The following is a 17,773-nucleotide window of genomic DNA, read 5'->3' as shown; positions in this document are numbered from 1 at the left end:
ATGGATATCGACAAACCCGATGATGTGCTGCTGATGCAGGCCTACCATGCCCAGGCAGGGCAAGCGCGCTGGGTGGTGACCTTGGGCTATGTCTGGCAAGCGGGCGGATGCCTGCCCGAAGCCCAGGCCTGGCCGTGGTTGCTGGCGCATTTTCCGGATGAGGCCTTTGATGCGGGTTTGAAAAAGACACGGGGCAGTTATGGCGTAGCGGGACAGGCCTGGGCGCCCCCTGGGCAGCACACGACGGCCATGGCGGTCCAGGTCCAATTGGGCCACTTGCAAAAAACCCTCCATGTGCATGGCACGCGTCGCTGGCAACACACGCTGGCAGGTTGGCGTGCCAGTGCTGCCGAGCCGTTTCAGTCGCTGCCCTTGACCTTGCGCCAGGCGTATGGTGGCGCAGGCTACAACGAAAACCCATACGGTTGCGGGTGGTTGAAAGACCCGGAGCAGGCGCAGGGTGTCTTGCTGCCTCATACCGAACATCCGGATACGCCGGTGCTTTCGCCGGCTGACCGATGGGGGCCGGCGATATTGACGCGTCTGCCCGCTGGCGCTGGCTCACGCATGCGTTGGGTGGGGACGGTGGATGAACGCTGGGAGAAAGAGCGCTTTCCCTGGCTGCCTGATGATACTGATCCGCGATTGTTCGATGCTTTTCCTCAGGATCAGGTACGGGATGGTTACTGGCAAGGCACGGAGTCCTGGCGTGTGCAGGGGATGCATCCGCAACGACCGGAAGTGTCGGGCCGCCTGCCAGGCCTGCGCCCCCGTTTGCTGCTGCGCAGAAAAGGGAGTGAACGGATTGAGGAGGCGGTCCTTGATCTGGATACGGTGTGGCTGTTTCCTCAAGATGAACGTGTCCTGATGCTGTATCGGGCCAGCATCCCGGTCCAGCGTGCCGATGCGGCCGATGTTGCCGCTGCGGCAGTCTTTACCGAGTACGCGCACGAGCCGGCTGGCAGCCTGCCTGATCTGCAGGCACGTTGGACAGCGCTGCATGCAGCCGCTGGTGCGCAGGGTATGGCGCACGAAACACCGCAGGACAAAGAGATGGAGCCGTTGAGCGACCTGCCGCAGATGGCCGACGCGTCGCAGGCGGACCCGCAGATCCTGGCCCAGTTGCAGGACAGCCTGGAGCAAGGTCGAGCGCAGGGCAATGCCTGGATTGCGGATATGGAAGAACGTCTGGCTCCGTATAGCCCGGTTTCCTTGCCGCGCATTGCGCCTTTGGCCGCTCTGGTTCTGAGCGAAAAGGCCGAGGATAGCGATCCGCTGCAAAGCATCGAACACGCCTTGCAGCAGGGACAGGACCAGTTGCTGGCGCAGGTCAAGGACGTGGCCACGCGTCTGGAGCTGGATGAAAAGCCCTTGCTGGCGCTGGCGCAATTACCTCGCGCCCCCTCGACCTCCGGACCGGTGGACATGCTGGCCGAGATACAGGCTGCCAAGGCCGGTTGGGCCGATGTGCCGCCTTCCGCCTTTGATGCCTTGGAGGAGCAAGGGACCAGCCTGCACGCTGAGTTGGCCGAAATGGATCAGCGTCTGGACAGTCTGGCTGCCGAGCTGGCCGTGTTGCAGGCTGGGTTGGCTGCTCAAGGAGCACCGCAGCAGTTTATCGACACGCTGGAGCAATTTCATGCCCACCGACAGGCGGGCCATAGCCTGCGCGGGTGTCATCTGATGGGGCTGGATCTGCGGGGTGTGGAGCTCGACGGGGCCGATCTGAGCGGCGCCGTGTTGGAAGCATGCATTCTGGCGGGCAAAAGGATCGATGCATTGAATCTGACCGGTGCTCGTTTACAGAACTGTGATTTGCAGGGCGTTGTTCTGAGCGCGGCCCGACTGGCTGCTGGGCAATGGGAAAACTGTTCGCTGGAAGGTGGCGGCTTTGCCCAGGCACAGGCCGAGCGCCTGGGAATGACGAGTTGCCGTCTGGCAGGCAGTAATTGGCATGCCGCACAGTTGGATGGCGCTGATCTGTCGCAATGCACGCTGGATCGGGCGTGTTTCTCGCAAGCGGTATTACGGGGCGCCACTTTTTCCGGCGCGCAGGGCCACGATGTGGACTGGGTGGGCGCGCAGATGGCCGATGTGCGCTTGGACAGTGGCTGCATCTTGCGTGAGGCCGATATGCGGTCTGCCGATATGCGGGGGGCCAGTTTGCAGGACAGTGACTTGCGCGGCAGCCGCTTCGACCAGGCTGATCTGAGCGATGCTTTTTTACAGATCTGCGATTTACGCGCTGCGACGGGCTGGCAGGTGCAAGCTGCACGAAGCATTTTCAAAGAAGTGAATTGGACAGGAGCGCGCTGGCCCGGCGCCAATTTTCTGGATGCGGCGTTTGATTACGCCTTGATTGACCAAACCGATTGGCGTGGAGCCAATCTGTATGGAGCGCAACTGGGCAGTGCCACAGTGCGTAGCGTGGACTTGGAAGGGGCGCTGCTAGGCCATTTGCCTGACTGGGCCCGACACACACAAGGAGGTAAATCACGATGAGTTTGAGTGCAGAGCAGTTGCTGGCCCTGATCGAACAGGGCCCAATTCGAGATCTGGATTTGTCCGGCGGTCAATATAGTGGTTTGAAATTCGACGGTTTGCGGGCGGACGGATTGAACCTGCGCGGTGCCGATCTGAGCGCCTGTGATTTATCGGATGCGGTGCTGGTCGACTGCCAGTTCCAGGGGGCGCGCTTGAGCGGGGCCGCACTGAGCCGGGCGCACTTTGAGCGCTGCGATTTCAGCGGCGCGGATTTGAGCGCGGCCTCTTTGGACGATGGCTGGTGGCTGCAGTGCAATTTGAGCCAGGTGCAGGCTAGTCAGGCACTCATGCACGGCGTGACCTGGCAACACTGCGATCTGAGGGGCTTGCGCCTGCCCGAGCAAATCGGGCCGGCCTTATGGATGGATTGTGAGGCGGCTGGCTTGCAGGCGGTGGCCGCGCAGTGGTTTCAGGTTCAGGTGCGTCGCACCAGTCTGGCGCACGCGCATCTGGCACAAGGCCGTTTCGAACAATGTGCGTTTGAGCATTGTGATCTGGAGCGAGCCGACCTGTCGCAGATTGTGGCTCCGTTTCTGTCGCTGGCTTACAGCACGCTGGATGGAGCCTGCCTGGACGGGGCCCGTCTGGAGGGGGCCATATTCAATTATGCACGCTTGCCGCAGGCCAGTGCGCGCGGAGCTCATCTGGCACAGGCCAGACTGGGGCATACGCATGCGCAGGGGCTCTGCCTGTCGGGCGCCTGTCTGGAATATGCCGATGTGAGCTATGCGCGTTTGCAAGGGGCTGATCTGAGCAGCGCGCAGGCCAAAGGCATGCGCGTACACGGAGCCGATCTGCATCAGGTGTGCTGGGATGGCTGTGACAAGCAAGACCTGCAGGGTGACGATATCCCACGCCTGCAGGCCGAGCGCTGGTGTGCCGACGCGCGCTGGACTTTGTCGGCTCTATAAAAAGGAGATGCAGATGTCTTGTCTGAGTTCAAGTTCTGAGCAGCCGTCCATCGCGCAGGAGCCCTCGCAGATCGCTCAGTGGCAAACCGTGCCGGCCAAAGTCTATGTCCAGGCCGGCCAGCGCTGGGGCGTGCTTGGCACGATGGGCTGTTGCTTTGCGCCGCTGGCAGCCTCCTGCCTGTTGCAGCCACAAGTAGGCGATCTGGTCTTGCTGACGTTCGATGGGCGGCAGGCCTACATTCTGGCGGTGTTGGAGCGCTCCGGTCAGACGGCGCAGCTGCAGCTGCCCGCTGATACCGTGGTGCGCAGTGCTGGCAGCGTCCGTGTCCAGGCTGGTGGCGGTTTGCATTTGCAAGCGGCGCAGGCCGTAGTGCTGCAAGGGGCGGATGTGGCGCTACAGGCGGAACAGTATCTGTTACAGGCCCGGAACGTGCATCTGGCCGGACAGTCCCTGCACAGCTATTTTGCACAGCGGCAGGAGTATAGCGGCCAGCGTCAGCAGGTCGATGGCCAGAGCCAGCTACATGCTGGTCAGCGCGTTACGCGTGTGGCGGGACACGATGACTATGCGGCTGCCTCTCAGCGGCTGGTCATCGAGCGGGATTGGCGTGTGCGGGCCCGCAGCGCTGAGCTGCGTGGCGCCCAACGTGTGGTCGTGGACGGCCAGCAGGTGCATCTGGGCTAGGCCCGGTATTGCCAAGGAGATTTTTATTTATGTTCATGCTCAACAATGGCGGGGCGCAGGCCAATGCAATTCCCGATGTGTGCAAGGTGCCGACTCCGGCCGGTCCCGTGCCTACGCCTTTTCCCAATCTGGCGACGACGCAGATGGCCCAGCCCTCGGGCTTGGTGCGCAATGTGCTGGTGGTCAATATGCCGGCTTTGAATCAGGCCAGCAAAATCATGATGAGCAGCGGTGATGAGGTTGGCACCGTCGGCGGCGTAGCCAGCAATCGAATCAAAGGTGAAGTGCAGTTCATGAACGGCAGCATGACGGTGATGGTGGGTGGCAAACCGGCTGTGCGGATGGGCTGCATGACGGGCCACAACGGCATGCCGGTCAATTCGGTCGGGACGGTGATCAGCCCTAGTCAAAGTACGGTGATGGTGGGGAGCTGAGGATGAGGCACAGTCATAGTGTTCGTATGGGTCGCCGCGCCGCGCTGGTCTTGCTGGCCGCACTGGTGTTGACCGGCTGCGGCATGTTCAAGACCAAGTCCAAGGACGAGGCCTTGAAGGATCTGCAGTGGGAGTACGAGCGTGATGCGCTGGTGCTGGAGGTCAATGCCGACCCACAGTTGAACACCTGGGGAGGGCAGGCGCATACGGTGCTGATGGTGGTGGCGCAGATGGTCGAACCCTCAGTGTTTGAGCCGTATTCAAGCAGGCCCGATCAGCTCTCCAGTCTGTTGATGGCCGATAGCGCGCCGACGGGTTTGCTCAGTCTGGATCGTATTTTTATCGAGCCGGGCGTCAAGCGGCGCATCCGGCTGGCACGCATGGACAAGGCCCGTTACGTCGCCGTCGCGCTGGGCTATCAGCACCTGGACCCCGCCCGCAGCACCCGTCTTTATCAGTTTGGCGCCAAGCTTGACAGCCATGGCCTGATGTTCCGTGAGTACGAGGCCCGGCCCGAGCCGTTGCGCATTCGTCTGCGGCTGGGCCCGCAAGCCATCATCGAGAGTCAGACTGATACTGTCATTCCGCCCCCGGCCACCTTGCCGGCAGCGGGCCCCTGGCCCGTCGGTCACCAACACCCATAGAGATTTCATGAGCGTTCATCCTTTGCAACCGATCTTCTGGCACCAGGGTCTGTTTTTGCAGCCCCAGCATTTCCAGCATAACGACAATCTGTTCTACCAGCGTCTGGCTTTATTCATGGCCCAGACTCAGCCGTACCCATGGGGTGTGCTGCAACTGGAGTTGGACGAGGCGGCATTGCAGACGCTGGATTTCAGGGTGCTGGCCTTAACAGCGCGGCTGCGCGACGGCAGTTTCATTCAGTATCCCGGCAATGCCGTGATTGAGTCGCGCGGTTTTGAACTGGCGGATCTGGCCACTGGCCGTACGGTGTACCTTGGACTGCGGCGCATGATGCCTGGCCAGGCCAATGTGAGTGTGGTTGACGATCCGGGCCAGGCTCAGACGGTGAGCACGCGCATGGTGGCGGCTGCCGATCCGGTCACGGTGGCGGATGATTACGCGCAGGGCCCTGAGGGGCAACTGGACTTGATGAATTACGTCTTGCGCGTGTTCTGGGACGAGGAATTGCCTCAGCTGGGTCACTATGAACTGCTGGCTGTGGCGCGGCTGGAGCAGGACGGGGATCAGGCGCGCTTGCAGCGCCAGTACATCCCCCCCAGCCTGAATTTGTCGGCCAGTCCCTGGCTGATCGAGACGATACGACGCATCCGCGACGAGCTGACCGGACGCGCACGGCAGCTGGAAGTCTTTAAACCTGGCGGCTTGGGCAGGACGGAGGATCTGGACGGTAACCACCTGAGCTTGCTGGTGGCTTTGCAGGTGCTCAATCGTTATGGCCCCATGCTCAATCATGTGCTGGAGGCCCCGCAGACGCATCCCTGGCAGGTCTACGGCTTGTTGCGGCAGTTGGTCGGCGAGCTGTCCACGTTCTCGGAACGCTACGACATGATGGGCGAGACCCGGGACGGCAAGGTGCTGGCCCCGCCGTATCAGCACGAAGATCTGGCAGCGGGGTTTCACGCCATGAGCACCCTGATCAGCGCCTTGCTCAATGAAATTGTTGCGGCTCCTGAATTGCTGATCCGTTTGCAGCCTGTTGGCGCCAGCGCAGGCTTGTACGAGGCTGAGCTGCCGGACGCGTTTTTTGCCGCTCGGCAACGCTATCACCTGGTGGCCTATGCCGGAGTCGAGCAGCAAGAGCGTTTGCAATCGCTGGCGGGCGACTTCAAGCTGTGTGCTCCCGATCAGGTTGAATTGATGGTGACCCATTCGCTGGGAGGGGTCGAGCTGCTCAAACTGGCCGAACCGCCACGCGGCATTCCTCGTCGTCCGGGAGCCTTGTACTGCTACATCGATCCCATGTCGCCGGGCTGGGCGGCACTGGAGCAGACACGCGCAGTGTCCTTGGTTGCGCTGGGCGCGCCCGAGAACCTGCAGATTGAACTGATTGTCAGCAAATGGTGAGCGCGATGCCCGTGATACAGGACAGTAGCCTGGCTTCTTTCTTTTTGACGGTCATGCGTCAGGCGCGTACTCACTTTTCTCAGGAAGCCGATTCAGCCCAAAGCGGTGCGGCGTTGATCGAGGCGCTGGATCAGGCCTGCGCGCGCGCCCGTGAGCGCGGCTATGAACAGGCCGAGGTCGGCGCCGCCCTGTTTGCCATTGTGGCCTGGATTGACGAGGCGGCCATGACCAGTCCCTGGCCCGGAGCCGGACACTGGCGTTTGACGCCGTTGCAGCGTCATTACTTTGCCACCACGCGCGCTGGCAGCGAGTTTTATCAACGGCTGCAGGCTCTGCCCGAGAATGCCACGCAGGTGCGTGAGGTGTACGGCCTGGTGCTGGTTGCCGGATTCCAGGGTGAATATGCGGCGCGCGCGCCCGGTGAGTTTGAGTCCTGGCGAGTGCAGTTGCTCGAGCAGATACGTCATGAGCAGGGCATGCCGGGTTTTGCGGCGGGACAGGCGCTGTTTCCGCAGTCGGGTACCGGACAGGCCACGCCCCCGCGGCCAGCCGGGCGATTGACGGGGCGGCCCAGTGGATACACGGTGACGCTGCTGCTGGCACCCTTGCTGCTGGTGCTGGTGCTGTATCTGTATCTGGATCACTCACTGGCCAATCTGGCCAGCGCTTTGTTGATGGACCATTGATATGTTGAAACGAAGTTTGCGTGTGCTGGGCTTCTTGGCGCTGCTGCTCGTGCTAACGGGGCTGGCCTGGTTGTATGTGATGCACAAGGGCTGGCCGCTGTGGGCCTTGCCAACGCTGGTGCTGGTCGCACTATTGCTGATCTGGCTGGCCGCGGGGCTGCGTCGGCGCTGGCTGGCGTGGCGTTTGCGCCGGCGTCTGGCGCGCGACATGCCGCGTGTGGTGGGCAGCCAGCATGCCGCGTTTGACGCCCAATGGGGAGCCGGCTTGCAGGTGCTGCGTCAGGCACGACTGGGGGGACGGCGTTCATCGTTGTATGCCTTGCCCTGGATGCTGAGCCTGGATGTTGGACCTTGCCAGACTCAGGACGATTATGCCCGGCTCGCGGTGCAATCGCTGCCCGCAGCGGGGCCAGGCCTGGATCAGGGCGTGGGCTGGTTTTTCATGAAAGCCAGTGTCATGGTGTGGGCTGGGCCGGTGCTCGGCGCGGATGAGCACACGGCCCAAGAAGCGGCATGGTCGCGTCTGTTGCACCAACTGATGCGCACGCGCCGACGCGAGCCGCTTAACGGCTTGGTTTTCAATATCGACTTGTCCTGGCTATTGCAGGCCAATCAGGAACAGTTGCAGGCGGCGGGCAAGCAGATGCGGGCTCGCCATGATGCCTTGGCGCGTGTTTTTCAGGCGCGCATTCCTGTCTGGCTGATGTTGCAAGGGGGCGAGAAGGTTCCCGGTCTGTCTGCCTGGCTGCAGCAATTGCCGCCCGAGGTCTACGATCAGGCGCTGGGCTATATGGTGGGCGGACAAGGGGCCGAGCAGGGCTCGCTGCAGTTTCTGGCGCAGGCGTTCGAGTCCGTGGGGCGACGAATGGCGCAATTGCGGATTGTACTCGGTCAGCATGGAGTGCAGCCTGCGCCGGTGTTTGAATTGCCCGAACGTATCGCGGCACAACAAGCCATCCTGCAAGACTTGCTGGCCCCGGCTTTCGAGGCCACGCCGTATTCGGCCACCCCTTTATTGCGTGGCCTGTACTGGCAGGTGCGCACTCCGCATCAAACTCGTGAAGGCATTGCCTTTGCCCGCGACGTGCTCGATCGCATCCTGCCGTCTTGCCGGTATGGCTGGCAAGTCTTCGACCGCTGGTCGCCCTGGCGCCGTGTGTTGCGTCATTCTCTGGTTCTGGCCTGGCTGCTCTTGTGTGGTGCGCTGGCAGGCGGCTTGTTTTACTCCAGTGAACGTGCCCGCTCGAGTTTGCAAGCCTTTGCGGCCCAACCGTTGCAGCAGCTCGAAACACGCATGCAAAAGGGTGCGCTGGACGAAGATGTGCAGTCGCTCAATATCTGGCGCAGTGCCATTGGCAGGCTGGACAGCGCCAATCACGGCATCCAGGCCTGGTTGCCGTTTCAGGGCCATGTGCGCCAGGTACAGCAGTTTTACCAGCAACGTTTTGTGGATGCGTTCCGGCGCGAAATCCTGCAGGCGTTTCTGGACCCATTGATTGTGCAGGATCTGCCACGCGTCAGTCGTAGCGGCAGCGAGACAGAAGTGGCTGCCTGGAGTCAGTATTTGGTGCGTCGCATCAATCTGGTGGCCGGCCAGTTACGCGGCAGCCCGCTTGAAGGTCGGCCTTTGCCGGGCATGGAGCTGGCGACCTTGTATGGCGACTCGGCCTCCCGGCAAGTCGGTCTGCAGACGGGTGTGCTGCTTGGTCAACAATATGTGGATTATCTGCGCTGGTCCCCCGAGCGGGTTCAACTGCAAGGGGAGCTGGATGCGTTGCAGGCTGCGCTGCGCCAGTTGGGCTTGCGTGCTCGCTCGCCCTCCTGGTTGCTGGCCTGGGCGGATTTTCAAAACAGCATCCGCCCGATTACGCTGGCGGATTTCTGGAGTGTCCGGCCCGATGCTAGGGCGCCTGTGATCGCTGCCGGTTTGACGCAGACCGGTACGGCAGCGATCTCGGGTTTTGTCCAGGAGCTGGCCGAAGCCTCGGGTGAGCGCAGTTTCTGGATGGGGCAAAGTGATGTGCTGGAACAGGGTTTCCGGCAACTGTCCTACGACGCCTGGTATCGCTTCATTGTGCGCTTTAACGATGCCCGTTTTTATTTGCAGACCGAATCGGATTGGGATGGCGCCATCAGCAGTCTGTTTTCAGTGGCTGATCCCTATGCCCGTCTTTTTGAAGCGGTTGATGGGCTGTTTCAGCAGGTGCCTGCCGGAGAACGCCCGGCTTGGGTGGCTAGCATGCTGACGTTGCAGCAACTGCGTCTGGCCGCCCGTCAGGCCCCCGCCCAGGAGGGTCTGGCAGGCTGGCTGGATCAGGCTCAACGCGTCAATGCACTGGGGCATGTGGGGCTGCGCTCGGTGCAGCAGGGGGAGTCGTTGACACAAAGCGTGCAGGGCGTCAGCGCCAGTCTGGCGGGCATTGCGCCGTTGCGTGCCTATCAGACTCAACTTGCCGATGCGATCAAGCGCTTGTTGCAGGGGCCGGGCAGCGCGCAGGAACTGGCACGCCAGACCTGGGGGTTTGGACAGGACCCGCAAGTGCAAGAGTCGTTGCTGCACGATGCCCAACACAGTCTGGATGACTTGCGCACCCAGTTGCAGCGCGATACAGCCCGTGAGGATGCCGTGTGGACTCTGATGCGTGGTCCGCTGGCCTTGGTGCTGGATTACACCGCCCGGCGCACCGCCTGCGGTTTGCAGGATCAATGGGCCGCTTCGGTCTTGAGTGTGGTACAGGGTGTGCGCAGTCCCGTCCTGGCCTATGAACTGTTGTACGGTGATCGTGGCACCGTGCCTCAGTTCTTGCAGGGTGATTTGCGCTACTTTGTGAGCCGTGATGCGCAAAGTTACGGACCGCGCAGTGCGCTGGGGCAGAGCATGCCGCTTAGTGGGCAGTTCTATGCCTACGCGAACGCCGTTCAGGCGCGGCAGGTGGCGCATGCCGAAACGCGCCTGCACGATGAACAGGCGGCGCGTGTGCGCGGTAGCCAGATCGAAACCTTGCAGCAGGAGCTGGCTGAGCTGGATAAACAGGCCAAAGCGGTTCAGTCCTTGGCCGCGGCCGTTGTGATCGATGCCGAGCCGCCGCTGCTCAACACCGGGGCGCGTCAATTGCCTCAACGCACCCGCCTGAGTTTGCAATGTGCCAGCGGTGTGACGCGGCTGGATAACTTCAACTTCCCCTCCAGGGCTACCTTTGCATGGGCACAGGGGCAGTGTGGTGATGCAGTGCTGCAGATTCAGTTTCCAGGCTTTGTGCTGGAGCGGGTCTATCCGGGCGCAGAAGGCTTTATCGACTTTTTGCACGAGTTCAGCAGTGGTGAGCACCGTTTCCAGGCCAGCGACTTCCCGCAGCAAGAAGAGCGTCTGATCGATGCCGGCGTACAGTGGCTGGTCTTGAACTGGCGTTTGCAGGGGCAACGTAATCTGGTGGATAACGTGAACCAGTTGCATCGCATTCAGGCCCGACAGGCTCAGATCAACGAGCAATTGCTGACCCTGCGCGAGGCGCAGTCCGGCGTGAGCAGTCCGATGGCGCAACCGAGCTGGACGCAGGATCTGGTGCCCGAGCGCATTGTGACCCAGTGCTGGCGTTCGCCAGTAACGGTGTTTCAGGAGGAGGGACCATTGCCGCCCGATTCGGCCCCGACTGCACCGGCACCGCAAAAGCAGGCTGTTCAGCCCGCTTCAAAACGGGCCGCCAAACCTGCGCCCGAGCAAGTGGCGGCCTCATTAGCGACGCCGGCTCAGGAGCGGTCGCAGCAGGGCTGGCGTGTTCAGGTGGGGGTGTTTGCCGATCCCCGCGCTGCCGTGGAGCAATTGGATGCGCTGGGGATTGACGCCGTGCAGATTCCCTTGCCTCGTCCGGGACGCAAAGATCTGTACCGGGTGCAAAGCCCGGTTTATGACAGCCGCGAACAAGCCCGCATCGTGGCCGGGCAGATTGCCCAGGCCTTGCGGGTCAACCCGGAATTAGTGCCTGGCGATCGTTAAGCCAGTGCTGGTAGGCCAGCAGCCCATGCTGGTCCATGCTTTCCCGGGCCTGCTGCCAGTGTTGGCTGGCCAGGTCCGGGCATTGGCGCTGTAGCCAGATATCGCCGCGCAGACACTGTATTTCTGGAAGCATCAGCACGGAACCGTGTTGTTCGCTGATCTGTTCGGCTTCGGCCAATACGGCAAACGCGGCGTCGTCGCGCGCCAGGCTAAGCAGGGCGCGAGCCAGCATGCACAGTTGTCCTTCCACAGCAACAGGCATATCCATGCGTATACGTTCGATCGCGGCCTGCATGGGCTCAATCAGGTCCGCGTTGCGGGTCTGTAGCACAGCGGGTAGTAATTGATGCATCTGCGCCAGTGCAATCCAGACCGTATCGGGCTTGGCCGGTGACTGCGTTCCAGTCAACGCCAAACTCTCCTGAGTCATTTCCTGCAGATTTCCGGCCAGGTAGTAAATACGCATCAGATGTAGCCGGGAGGCAATGGCGCCCGCCAAAGGATGATGGTGGTAGCTGGCCAGGGTGATGGCGTGGCGGGCATTTTGCAAACCAGTGGAAAAATGGCCTTGTAAGGCCTGACACAATCCCAACGAGGCATAGGCCAGCGCCTGCGAGGGCTTCTGGGATGGCAGGGCCTGGGCATCCTGGGGTTCGGCCGACATGCCGATCAACGGCAGGGCCCGCACCAGCAACGTTTCTGCCTGTACCGGATCGCCCCGCCACAGGCGATGCTGGGCCAATGCGTACCAGGCCCAGCCTTGCCAAGCCTCGTTGAGTTGATCCTGAGACAAGCGCAGTACTTTTTCGGCAATCGGCAAGGAGCCGTCCAATTGTCCGCGATTGTGGCGGGTCAACCATTCGCCCCACAGGCTGGCCAGCAAGGTCAGGGGCTCTTCAGGGTCCCTCAGCTCGTTGACCTGCTCGAAGGCTTCTACCGAACGGGGAGAGCCCGGGCCCGTGGCCGCGGTGCTTAAGGAGGCTTTAGTCAGGTGCAGTGCAAAACTGGTTTGTGAATGCACGGTGGGATCGGCGATGAAGCGCCGGCTGCGTAAAGCCTGTGACAGGTAGCGCTCGGCTTCCTGTAACTGGCCGTGTTCGAGTGCGTGCTCGATGGCGCGTTGCCACCACTGGACCGTATCCTGGTAGCGAACTTGCCCCAATAGGGTGGCAATAGCCGATGGCGCGTGATTATGCTCGACCATATGCTCGGCCAGCCGTCGTCCGAGTCGTTCGCGCTCGGGACGGATAATGAGCTGGCGCAGACAGTTGCCCAGTATATCGGGGCAGCGCCAGCGGGATTGCTCGGTGGACATCAACCATTCATGCTGCTCCAGGATCTGCAAAGCGGTACGGATGGTCGATTGGGGTTGCTCCAGCAAACGGCTGGCAAGGCGCTCGTCAATATCGGGCAGCAGGGCTGCCAAGTAGGCCAGTTCGCGTTGGAGCGGCGTCAGGCGGCGCAAATGGGCGGCGCACTGGTCCAGCAAGCGCGGCACCAGGGTCAGGTCCTGACCGAGCTGATATAAGTGCAGCAGTTCGCGTGCCAGCATGGGGCTGCCTTCACTGTGCTCGATGATGTGCGTGCGAATATCGCGAGGCAGCTTGATCGAGCGGCTGCGCTGACTGATCAGTTCATTCATGTCCTGGTGGGCGAGTGCGCCAATCCGCAAGGGCAGGACAGGCCAGGACTCGGGCAAGGCCTGGCGAGAGGTGGCCACGATGCGCAGCCGCTCCTCGCCTGCCAGCAGACGCTGCAACAATTGTAGGCTGGCGGCATCACACCAGTGCAAGTCCTCCCAGGTCAGCAACAAGGTCTGGTTCCGACAAAGCGCGTGCAACAGGGCCAGCAAGACGTGTTGCGTTTGTTCACGCACTACGCTCTGGCCGAGTGTGGACGGTTCAATCAAGGTCTGATGCAGAATATCGGCCTGCGCAACGCTCAGGTCGTACTGGGCCATCAATCGTTGATGTAGCTGCGTGTCCTGCTCGCCGTTACGGGTGTCGGCGGTATTCGGTGTGACATATCGCAGCTCTTTTTGCAGCCAGCGCAGTACCGGCGCGTAAGGGCTGCGTACATCATTTTCCTGGGTCTGCAGCCCCACGACGGCACCTTCCACATTGCGCACATAGTCCTGCAGCGAACGCAGCAGCTTGGTCTTGCCCATTCCGGTATGACCATGCAGCAACAGCATGCGTGGCGCCGCGCTAAGACGACCGCTCCAGTATTGAAGCAGAATATCGAACTCGCGCAGCCGTCCGTGAATGCGGCCGGTATCGGTGGCGGTTTCGCTCAGGCGTAACTGGTATGAGGATGGTTCTTTGCCTGATGGCAAGGCCTCCAGAGACCAGGACGACAGGCGTGCAGCCGCCTGACTGCTGAGCAAGACCGCCCCATTGTCTGCTTGCCAGGCCAGGGAAATGACGGATTGGCAGAGCAAATGGTGTGCGTTGATGGGCGTGGTCGGATCAATGGGCAGTACATCAGCATGAACGGCCAGGCCAAGACTGACTTGGGCTGGCCGGCTGAGACCGGCCAGCGTGCGCGCCAGGGTCAGGGCAGGGGCCACGGGACGCTCATTGATGGCGGGGTAGCCGAAATGCGCCAGCAAGGTGGCGTTATGTTCCTGTTCTATCCAGGCCCCGTGTTCGCGAGCACAGCGCACCACCCGCTCATGCGTTTCGCGCAGGAGAAAGGTTCTGGTTTCGTAATCCGTCTCCATGGAATCGTCGCCGCTGTCAGGGTTGGGGCGCCAGCCAATGGCAATGGCTACCGTAGCCATGGCCCGAAAGTGGTAGCCTTCGGGATCGGACGGCCCATGTAAGGCGGGCGCTGCGTTAACACCGGTGCCTAGCAAAGCGCGCGTCTGTGCGTCAGGTTGTACACCCAGACGCTGCTGGAGCACATCGCAACATTGCTGATAGGCCAGCATGGCCGCGTCATGATCATTGTCCTGCACCAAAAGTCGGATAAGTAAGCGGTGGCAGGATTCATCCTCAGGCCACAGATTGACCCAGGTTTTGGCATACGCCAGGGCTGCCTGCTGCTGTTCGCTGGCCATCAATGCCTTGATCAGATGGTGTCGGCATTGCGCCAGCTCGATGTCCAGGCGTGCATTCCAGTTGTTGTGCCAGCTCATCAAACTGTCACTACCGGGCAATTTAAGGCCCTCCAGAAATGGACCTTGGTACAGGCTTAGTTTGTTGCGCGCTTCGTCCAGCTCGGTCGCCGTGGAACTGCCTATGTACAGAACGTCACTCCAGACGGTATCGGACTCCAGTGTCAGGCTTGCCGTGGAGCTGAGCAGCACCTTGGACAGGGGGGCCAATGCCTGACGCAACACATACAAGGCATGGCGCACCCGAGCGCGCCCCTGCTCGGGGTCGCTCTCGGGCCAGAGCATATCGGCCAGCTTGACTCGTGCTATTGCCTGGCCCTGTGCCAGCACCAAAAGAGCGAGCAGCAGCTTGACCTTGTCATAACTTAACAGGTGACTGCGGTCCTGCCCGTCGATCAATAAACGAAAGGTTCCCAAACAATAGAGTTCAATTCGGTTGGGACCCTGTCTCGAGATCCCCGTCTGCATTCCCATCTTGTTTTCCATCCCTGCCGACTGCACTCTGCGTTAGTAAATGTACGAGTGATGCAACAAAAGGCTTCATTCTGGTTTGCAGGCGTTTATTTTTGGTTTAACTGGGAAGGAAACCTGATCCCCAATACCGCTATGAGGAACCCATCAAGCTTGGCCGTGTGAACACAAGGCATGCAGCGGGCGGCGTCGGCTTGTAACAAAACTAATTAGGCCTCTGATTTATTACGCGGCTGTGGCAAAACACAGATCACATGGGGGGCGATAATTGGCTGTTAGTGGCTTTGTGAGGATTACGGCGGCTCAAACGCGACATCACATAGCGCTGAAAAAACGACTATTGGCGGGCCGGTCTGCGTAGCAGGATCGACGGGAGCAGGGTACAGGTCCCGATAGAATGGCGTTGCTCCGGCCGTGCTCAGATTCGCCAGAAATGTCGCGCATGGCTGGTCTTGCGCTTTGCACGCAAGGCTCAGGGCGGTTGCCCTTGTCGGCTTGGGTCTGCGCCTCAATCTTATGGTGCTTTCCTTGTCGGGATTTGACGTGTACTCAGAACGGCTGGGGCACCGGAAGTCATTGTTTCTCTCTGTACTGGGCGCAGACCGTTCCCTCCATGTGGGATTGTTCGTTGCTAGTTACGAGCAAATCACTACACGCCGTATGCAGTGGGTGTCCGCTTCCCAATAGAAGGCAAACAACCCAGATACTTTTGACCTTGCGTTTAAAAGAAGGGGCTTGCCGTACACAGTTGCGTATTAAAACGACTATGGCGATGTGGAGGCTTAATGGATATGGGCTGAGTCGTTGAGTGCTTAGCCAGGCGTTCCGTCATAGTCTTGCAACATGGCTATGAGTGAAAAAGAGTGCGAATTCTCTTTGAATTGTTTTTATCGAGCGTGCTCTGGAAAAGAGAAAAATTTTAAGCCTGAGCTTGCAGAATGTGTGTTAAAAACGCGTGGCTTTTGGAATTATTCCGAGCGGATCGTTTAATACAATTTGTATCTTTTTATATAAAATGACACACATCATAAAATTAATTATTTCGTTTTTAACCCTGATAAGTCTTGGTGGCTGTGCTGCTGAAATAGGCTCCGCGTTAGGTATTCAGCTCATAGAAAAACCGATGGTAAGGGGGGAGAGCATAGAAAAATATCGTGATGCTTTCGGTCGTAGCGGGGAAGTTGAAACCGTTTTGAATGGAGAGCCTGCCTATAAGTGGAATCTTTCCTACTACCAACGAGTCACCGTGGAGGCAGATACTTACGCATACCATAACTTGGATCGACCAGGAATGACGACAGGTATTATTTATGAGGACAGAGACATACTCCGTCCCTGTCAGCTAACGATGTCCTACGATCCAAAGACGCGTTTGGTGACGGATTTTGAACTCACCAATCCCGCAAAATGTGGAGAAGTCCGTCGTGCATTGCGGAACCTATAACAACAAAAAATATTAATGATAATAAAAACCAAGAATAAAAAAATCAGAATGTAAATAGTAATAAATAGCGGTTTATTTTTATAATTAAAATATATGTTAAAGACAATTTTATCTTTCGTGTTTCTGGTGTTGCTGATAGTGGATACGCCAGCTGTTTTTGCCGCTGACGTCAAAGGTTCTAGCGATCATCCGCTTTTGAGTCGATTCCCAGGGGCAGAGATTCGCAACTATTTGAGAAAAAACTACGATGCCGCCGTGTTGCCTGCGGGAATCATTAAGGACAAGAAAGCACCGGGGCAATTGCTTGAATTGGAGGGTAAGGTCACTCGCATCGCTTACCGGATTCCGGGTGAGCATTCAGCATTGGAGGTTCTGCGAAATTACGAGAAAGCGCTGCAGCAAGGCGGGTTTGAAACGCTGTTTGCCTGCCATGGCCCAGAGACGTGTGGTCCGGATATGATGCCCTTTATTTCCCTTGAAGGACGCGTTCGACCTACTGCATTTGGCGATGCGGTCTTTGGTAGTTCAAGTGAGCGTGTTTTGCTCACCCGTCGTAGTGATGAGGCAGGAGAGGTCCACGTTTTTCTGCATGTGGTGGATGATACGTCCAATCACAGGACCTATCTCTATCAGGAAATCGTAGAAGGTGCCCAATTGGAACTGGATCAAATTAAAGTGCTACAAGCGGACGAGTTGCAACAATCACTCGAACGCCAAGGGTATGTCACGGTTCCAGGAATTTACTTCGATAGCGCTAAAGCAGAGATAAAACCAGAATCGGATACGGCCTTATCAGAAATGGCTAAATTGCTCTCTAGCCATCCAGACCTAAAAGTATATGTGGTGGGCCATACGGATAATCAAGGTTCGCTTGATGCCAATCTGACCTTGTCGCAGAGTAGAGCTCAGGCAGTTGTTCAGGCTTTACATACTTCATATGGTGTTAAGGCGGAAAACTTGCTGGCTAAAGGTGTCGCATCTTTTTCTCCGGTAGCAAGCAATGCAGACGAAAAAGGGCGCGCGCGCAATAGACGAGTTGAGCTGGTAGTGCAGTAAAGCCATCTCAGGCGCCAGCAACGATGACCAGAACCAGTGTGCTGGCTGCGGGCTCGGGCGATCAGGGATAGGGCTTGCGTTCGTTCCGTCGTCCTACACCGCTCTGTATCTGTGGCGGGTTGATCTTGAGCGGCTGTGCTTGGCGTGCTTGTGGTGGCTACACTCATGCAACAGAACACATCGAGCCCAGCCCTAGGGGTAATCAATCCGATATAAGGGAACTGAAAGCGAGCATCGCCCAGGATTGGGTGTAGGCCTTGTGGGTGCAGGTGGCGGGATTCCGACTGTATTGAGTGCCTTTTTGCTTGAAGATAAGCTGGTTGAACGTCCTGCGAGATTGCTGTGTGGGACAAATAAAGACCTCTTGTTTATTTCGCTAAT

General features: G+C 59.3%; 11 protein-coding genes. 10 read left to right on the top strand and 1 reads right to left on the bottom strand.

From position 1 onward, the window contains the following. From AC6I6N_RS03840 to AC6I6N_RS03805, 8 genes are read left to right on the top strand one after another with little or no spacing between them, the layout of a single operon-like run. Complete coding sequence (locus tag AC6I6N_RS03840; RefSeq protein WP_108727508.1) at positions 1 to 2,502, top strand: DUF2169 family type VI secretion system accessory protein; 2,502 nt, start codon at positions 1 to 3, stop codon at positions 2,500 to 2,502. Beyond that, a complete protein-coding gene (locus AC6I6N_RS03835) occupies positions 2,499 to 3,455 on the top strand; it encodes a pentapeptide repeat-containing protein (protein ID WP_094196776.1) in 957 nt (318 codons plus the stop codon). The genes AC6I6N_RS03840 and AC6I6N_RS03835 overlap by 4 nt, the downstream gene beginning before the upstream one ends. A gap of 13 nt (positions 3,456 to 3,468) precedes the next feature. Next, positions 3,469 to 4,140, top strand: a complete 672-nt coding sequence (locus tag AC6I6N_RS03830; protein ID WP_159063930.1) for a DUF3540 domain-containing protein — start codon at positions 3,469 to 3,471, stop codon at positions 4,138 to 4,140. Positions 4,141 to 4,169: 29 nt separating this feature from the next. Further along, positions 4,170 to 4,574: a DUF4150 domain-containing protein gene (locus AC6I6N_RS03825; RefSeq protein WP_094196774.1), complete on the top strand. Its 405-nt coding sequence runs from the start codon at positions 4,170 to 4,172 to the stop codon at positions 4,572 to 4,574. A 2-nt stretch (positions 4,575 to 4,576) separates the two neighbouring features. Beyond that, on the top strand, positions 4,577 to 5,218 hold the full coding sequence (tssJ, locus tag AC6I6N_RS03820; RefSeq protein WP_094196773.1) for a type VI secretion system lipoprotein TssJ: 642 nt from the start codon (positions 4,577 to 4,579) through the stop codon (positions 5,216 to 5,218). A 7-nt stretch (positions 5,219 to 5,225) separates the two neighbouring features. Further along, positions 5,226 to 6,623, top strand: coding sequence for a type VI secretion system baseplate subunit TssK (gene tssK / locus AC6I6N_RS03815; RefSeq protein ID WP_003799839.1), 1,398 nt, complete (start codon positions 5,226 to 5,228; stop codon positions 6,621 to 6,623). Positions 6,624 to 6,628: 5 nt separating this feature from the next. After that, a complete protein-coding gene (locus AC6I6N_RS03810) occupies positions 6,629 to 7,309 on the top strand; it encodes a DotU family type IV/VI secretion system protein (RefSeq protein ID WP_081050039.1) in 681 nt (226 codons plus the stop codon). Position 7,310: 1 nt separating this feature from the next. Then, positions 7,311 to 11,303 carry a type VI secretion protein IcmF/TssM N-terminal domain-containing protein gene (locus AC6I6N_RS03805; protein ID WP_094196772.1) on the top strand — a complete coding sequence of 1,331 codons (3,993 nt, stop codon included), beginning with the start codon at positions 7,311 to 7,313 and terminating at the stop codon, positions 11,301 to 11,303. Here AC6I6N_RS03805 and AC6I6N_RS03800 read toward each other — a convergent pair. After that, on the bottom strand, positions 11,272 to 14,838 hold the full coding sequence (locus tag AC6I6N_RS03800; RefSeq protein WP_162988150.1) for an ATP-binding protein: 3,567 nt from the start codon (positions 14,836 to 14,838) through the stop codon (positions 11,272 to 11,274). The two genes, AC6I6N_RS03805 and AC6I6N_RS03800, sit on opposite strands and share 32 nt — an antisense overlap. A gap of 1,009 nt (positions 14,839 to 15,847) precedes the next feature. On the opposite strand from AC6I6N_RS03800, the gene AC6I6N_RS03795 reads away from it, so the two are divergent. Together AC6I6N_RS03795 and AC6I6N_RS03790 are read left to right on the top strand one after the other, a co-directional pair. Next, positions 15,848 to 16,336, top strand: a complete 489-nt coding sequence (locus AC6I6N_RS03795; RefSeq protein ID WP_159063928.1) for a hypothetical protein — start codon at positions 15,848 to 15,850, stop codon at positions 16,334 to 16,336. Positions 16,337 to 16,429: 93 nt separating this feature from the next. Beyond that, positions 16,430 to 17,392 (top strand): OmpA family protein, encoded by a 963-nt coding sequence (locus tag AC6I6N_RS03790; RefSeq protein WP_497943242.1) that lies wholly within the window; start codon positions 16,430 to 16,432, stop codon positions 17,390 to 17,392. Positions 17,393 to 17,773 lie beyond the last annotated feature (381 nt).

The organism is Alcaligenes sp. LTN-3 (genome assembly GCF_059735605.1).
This window is presented reverse-complemented; position numbering and strand designations above follow the sequence as displayed.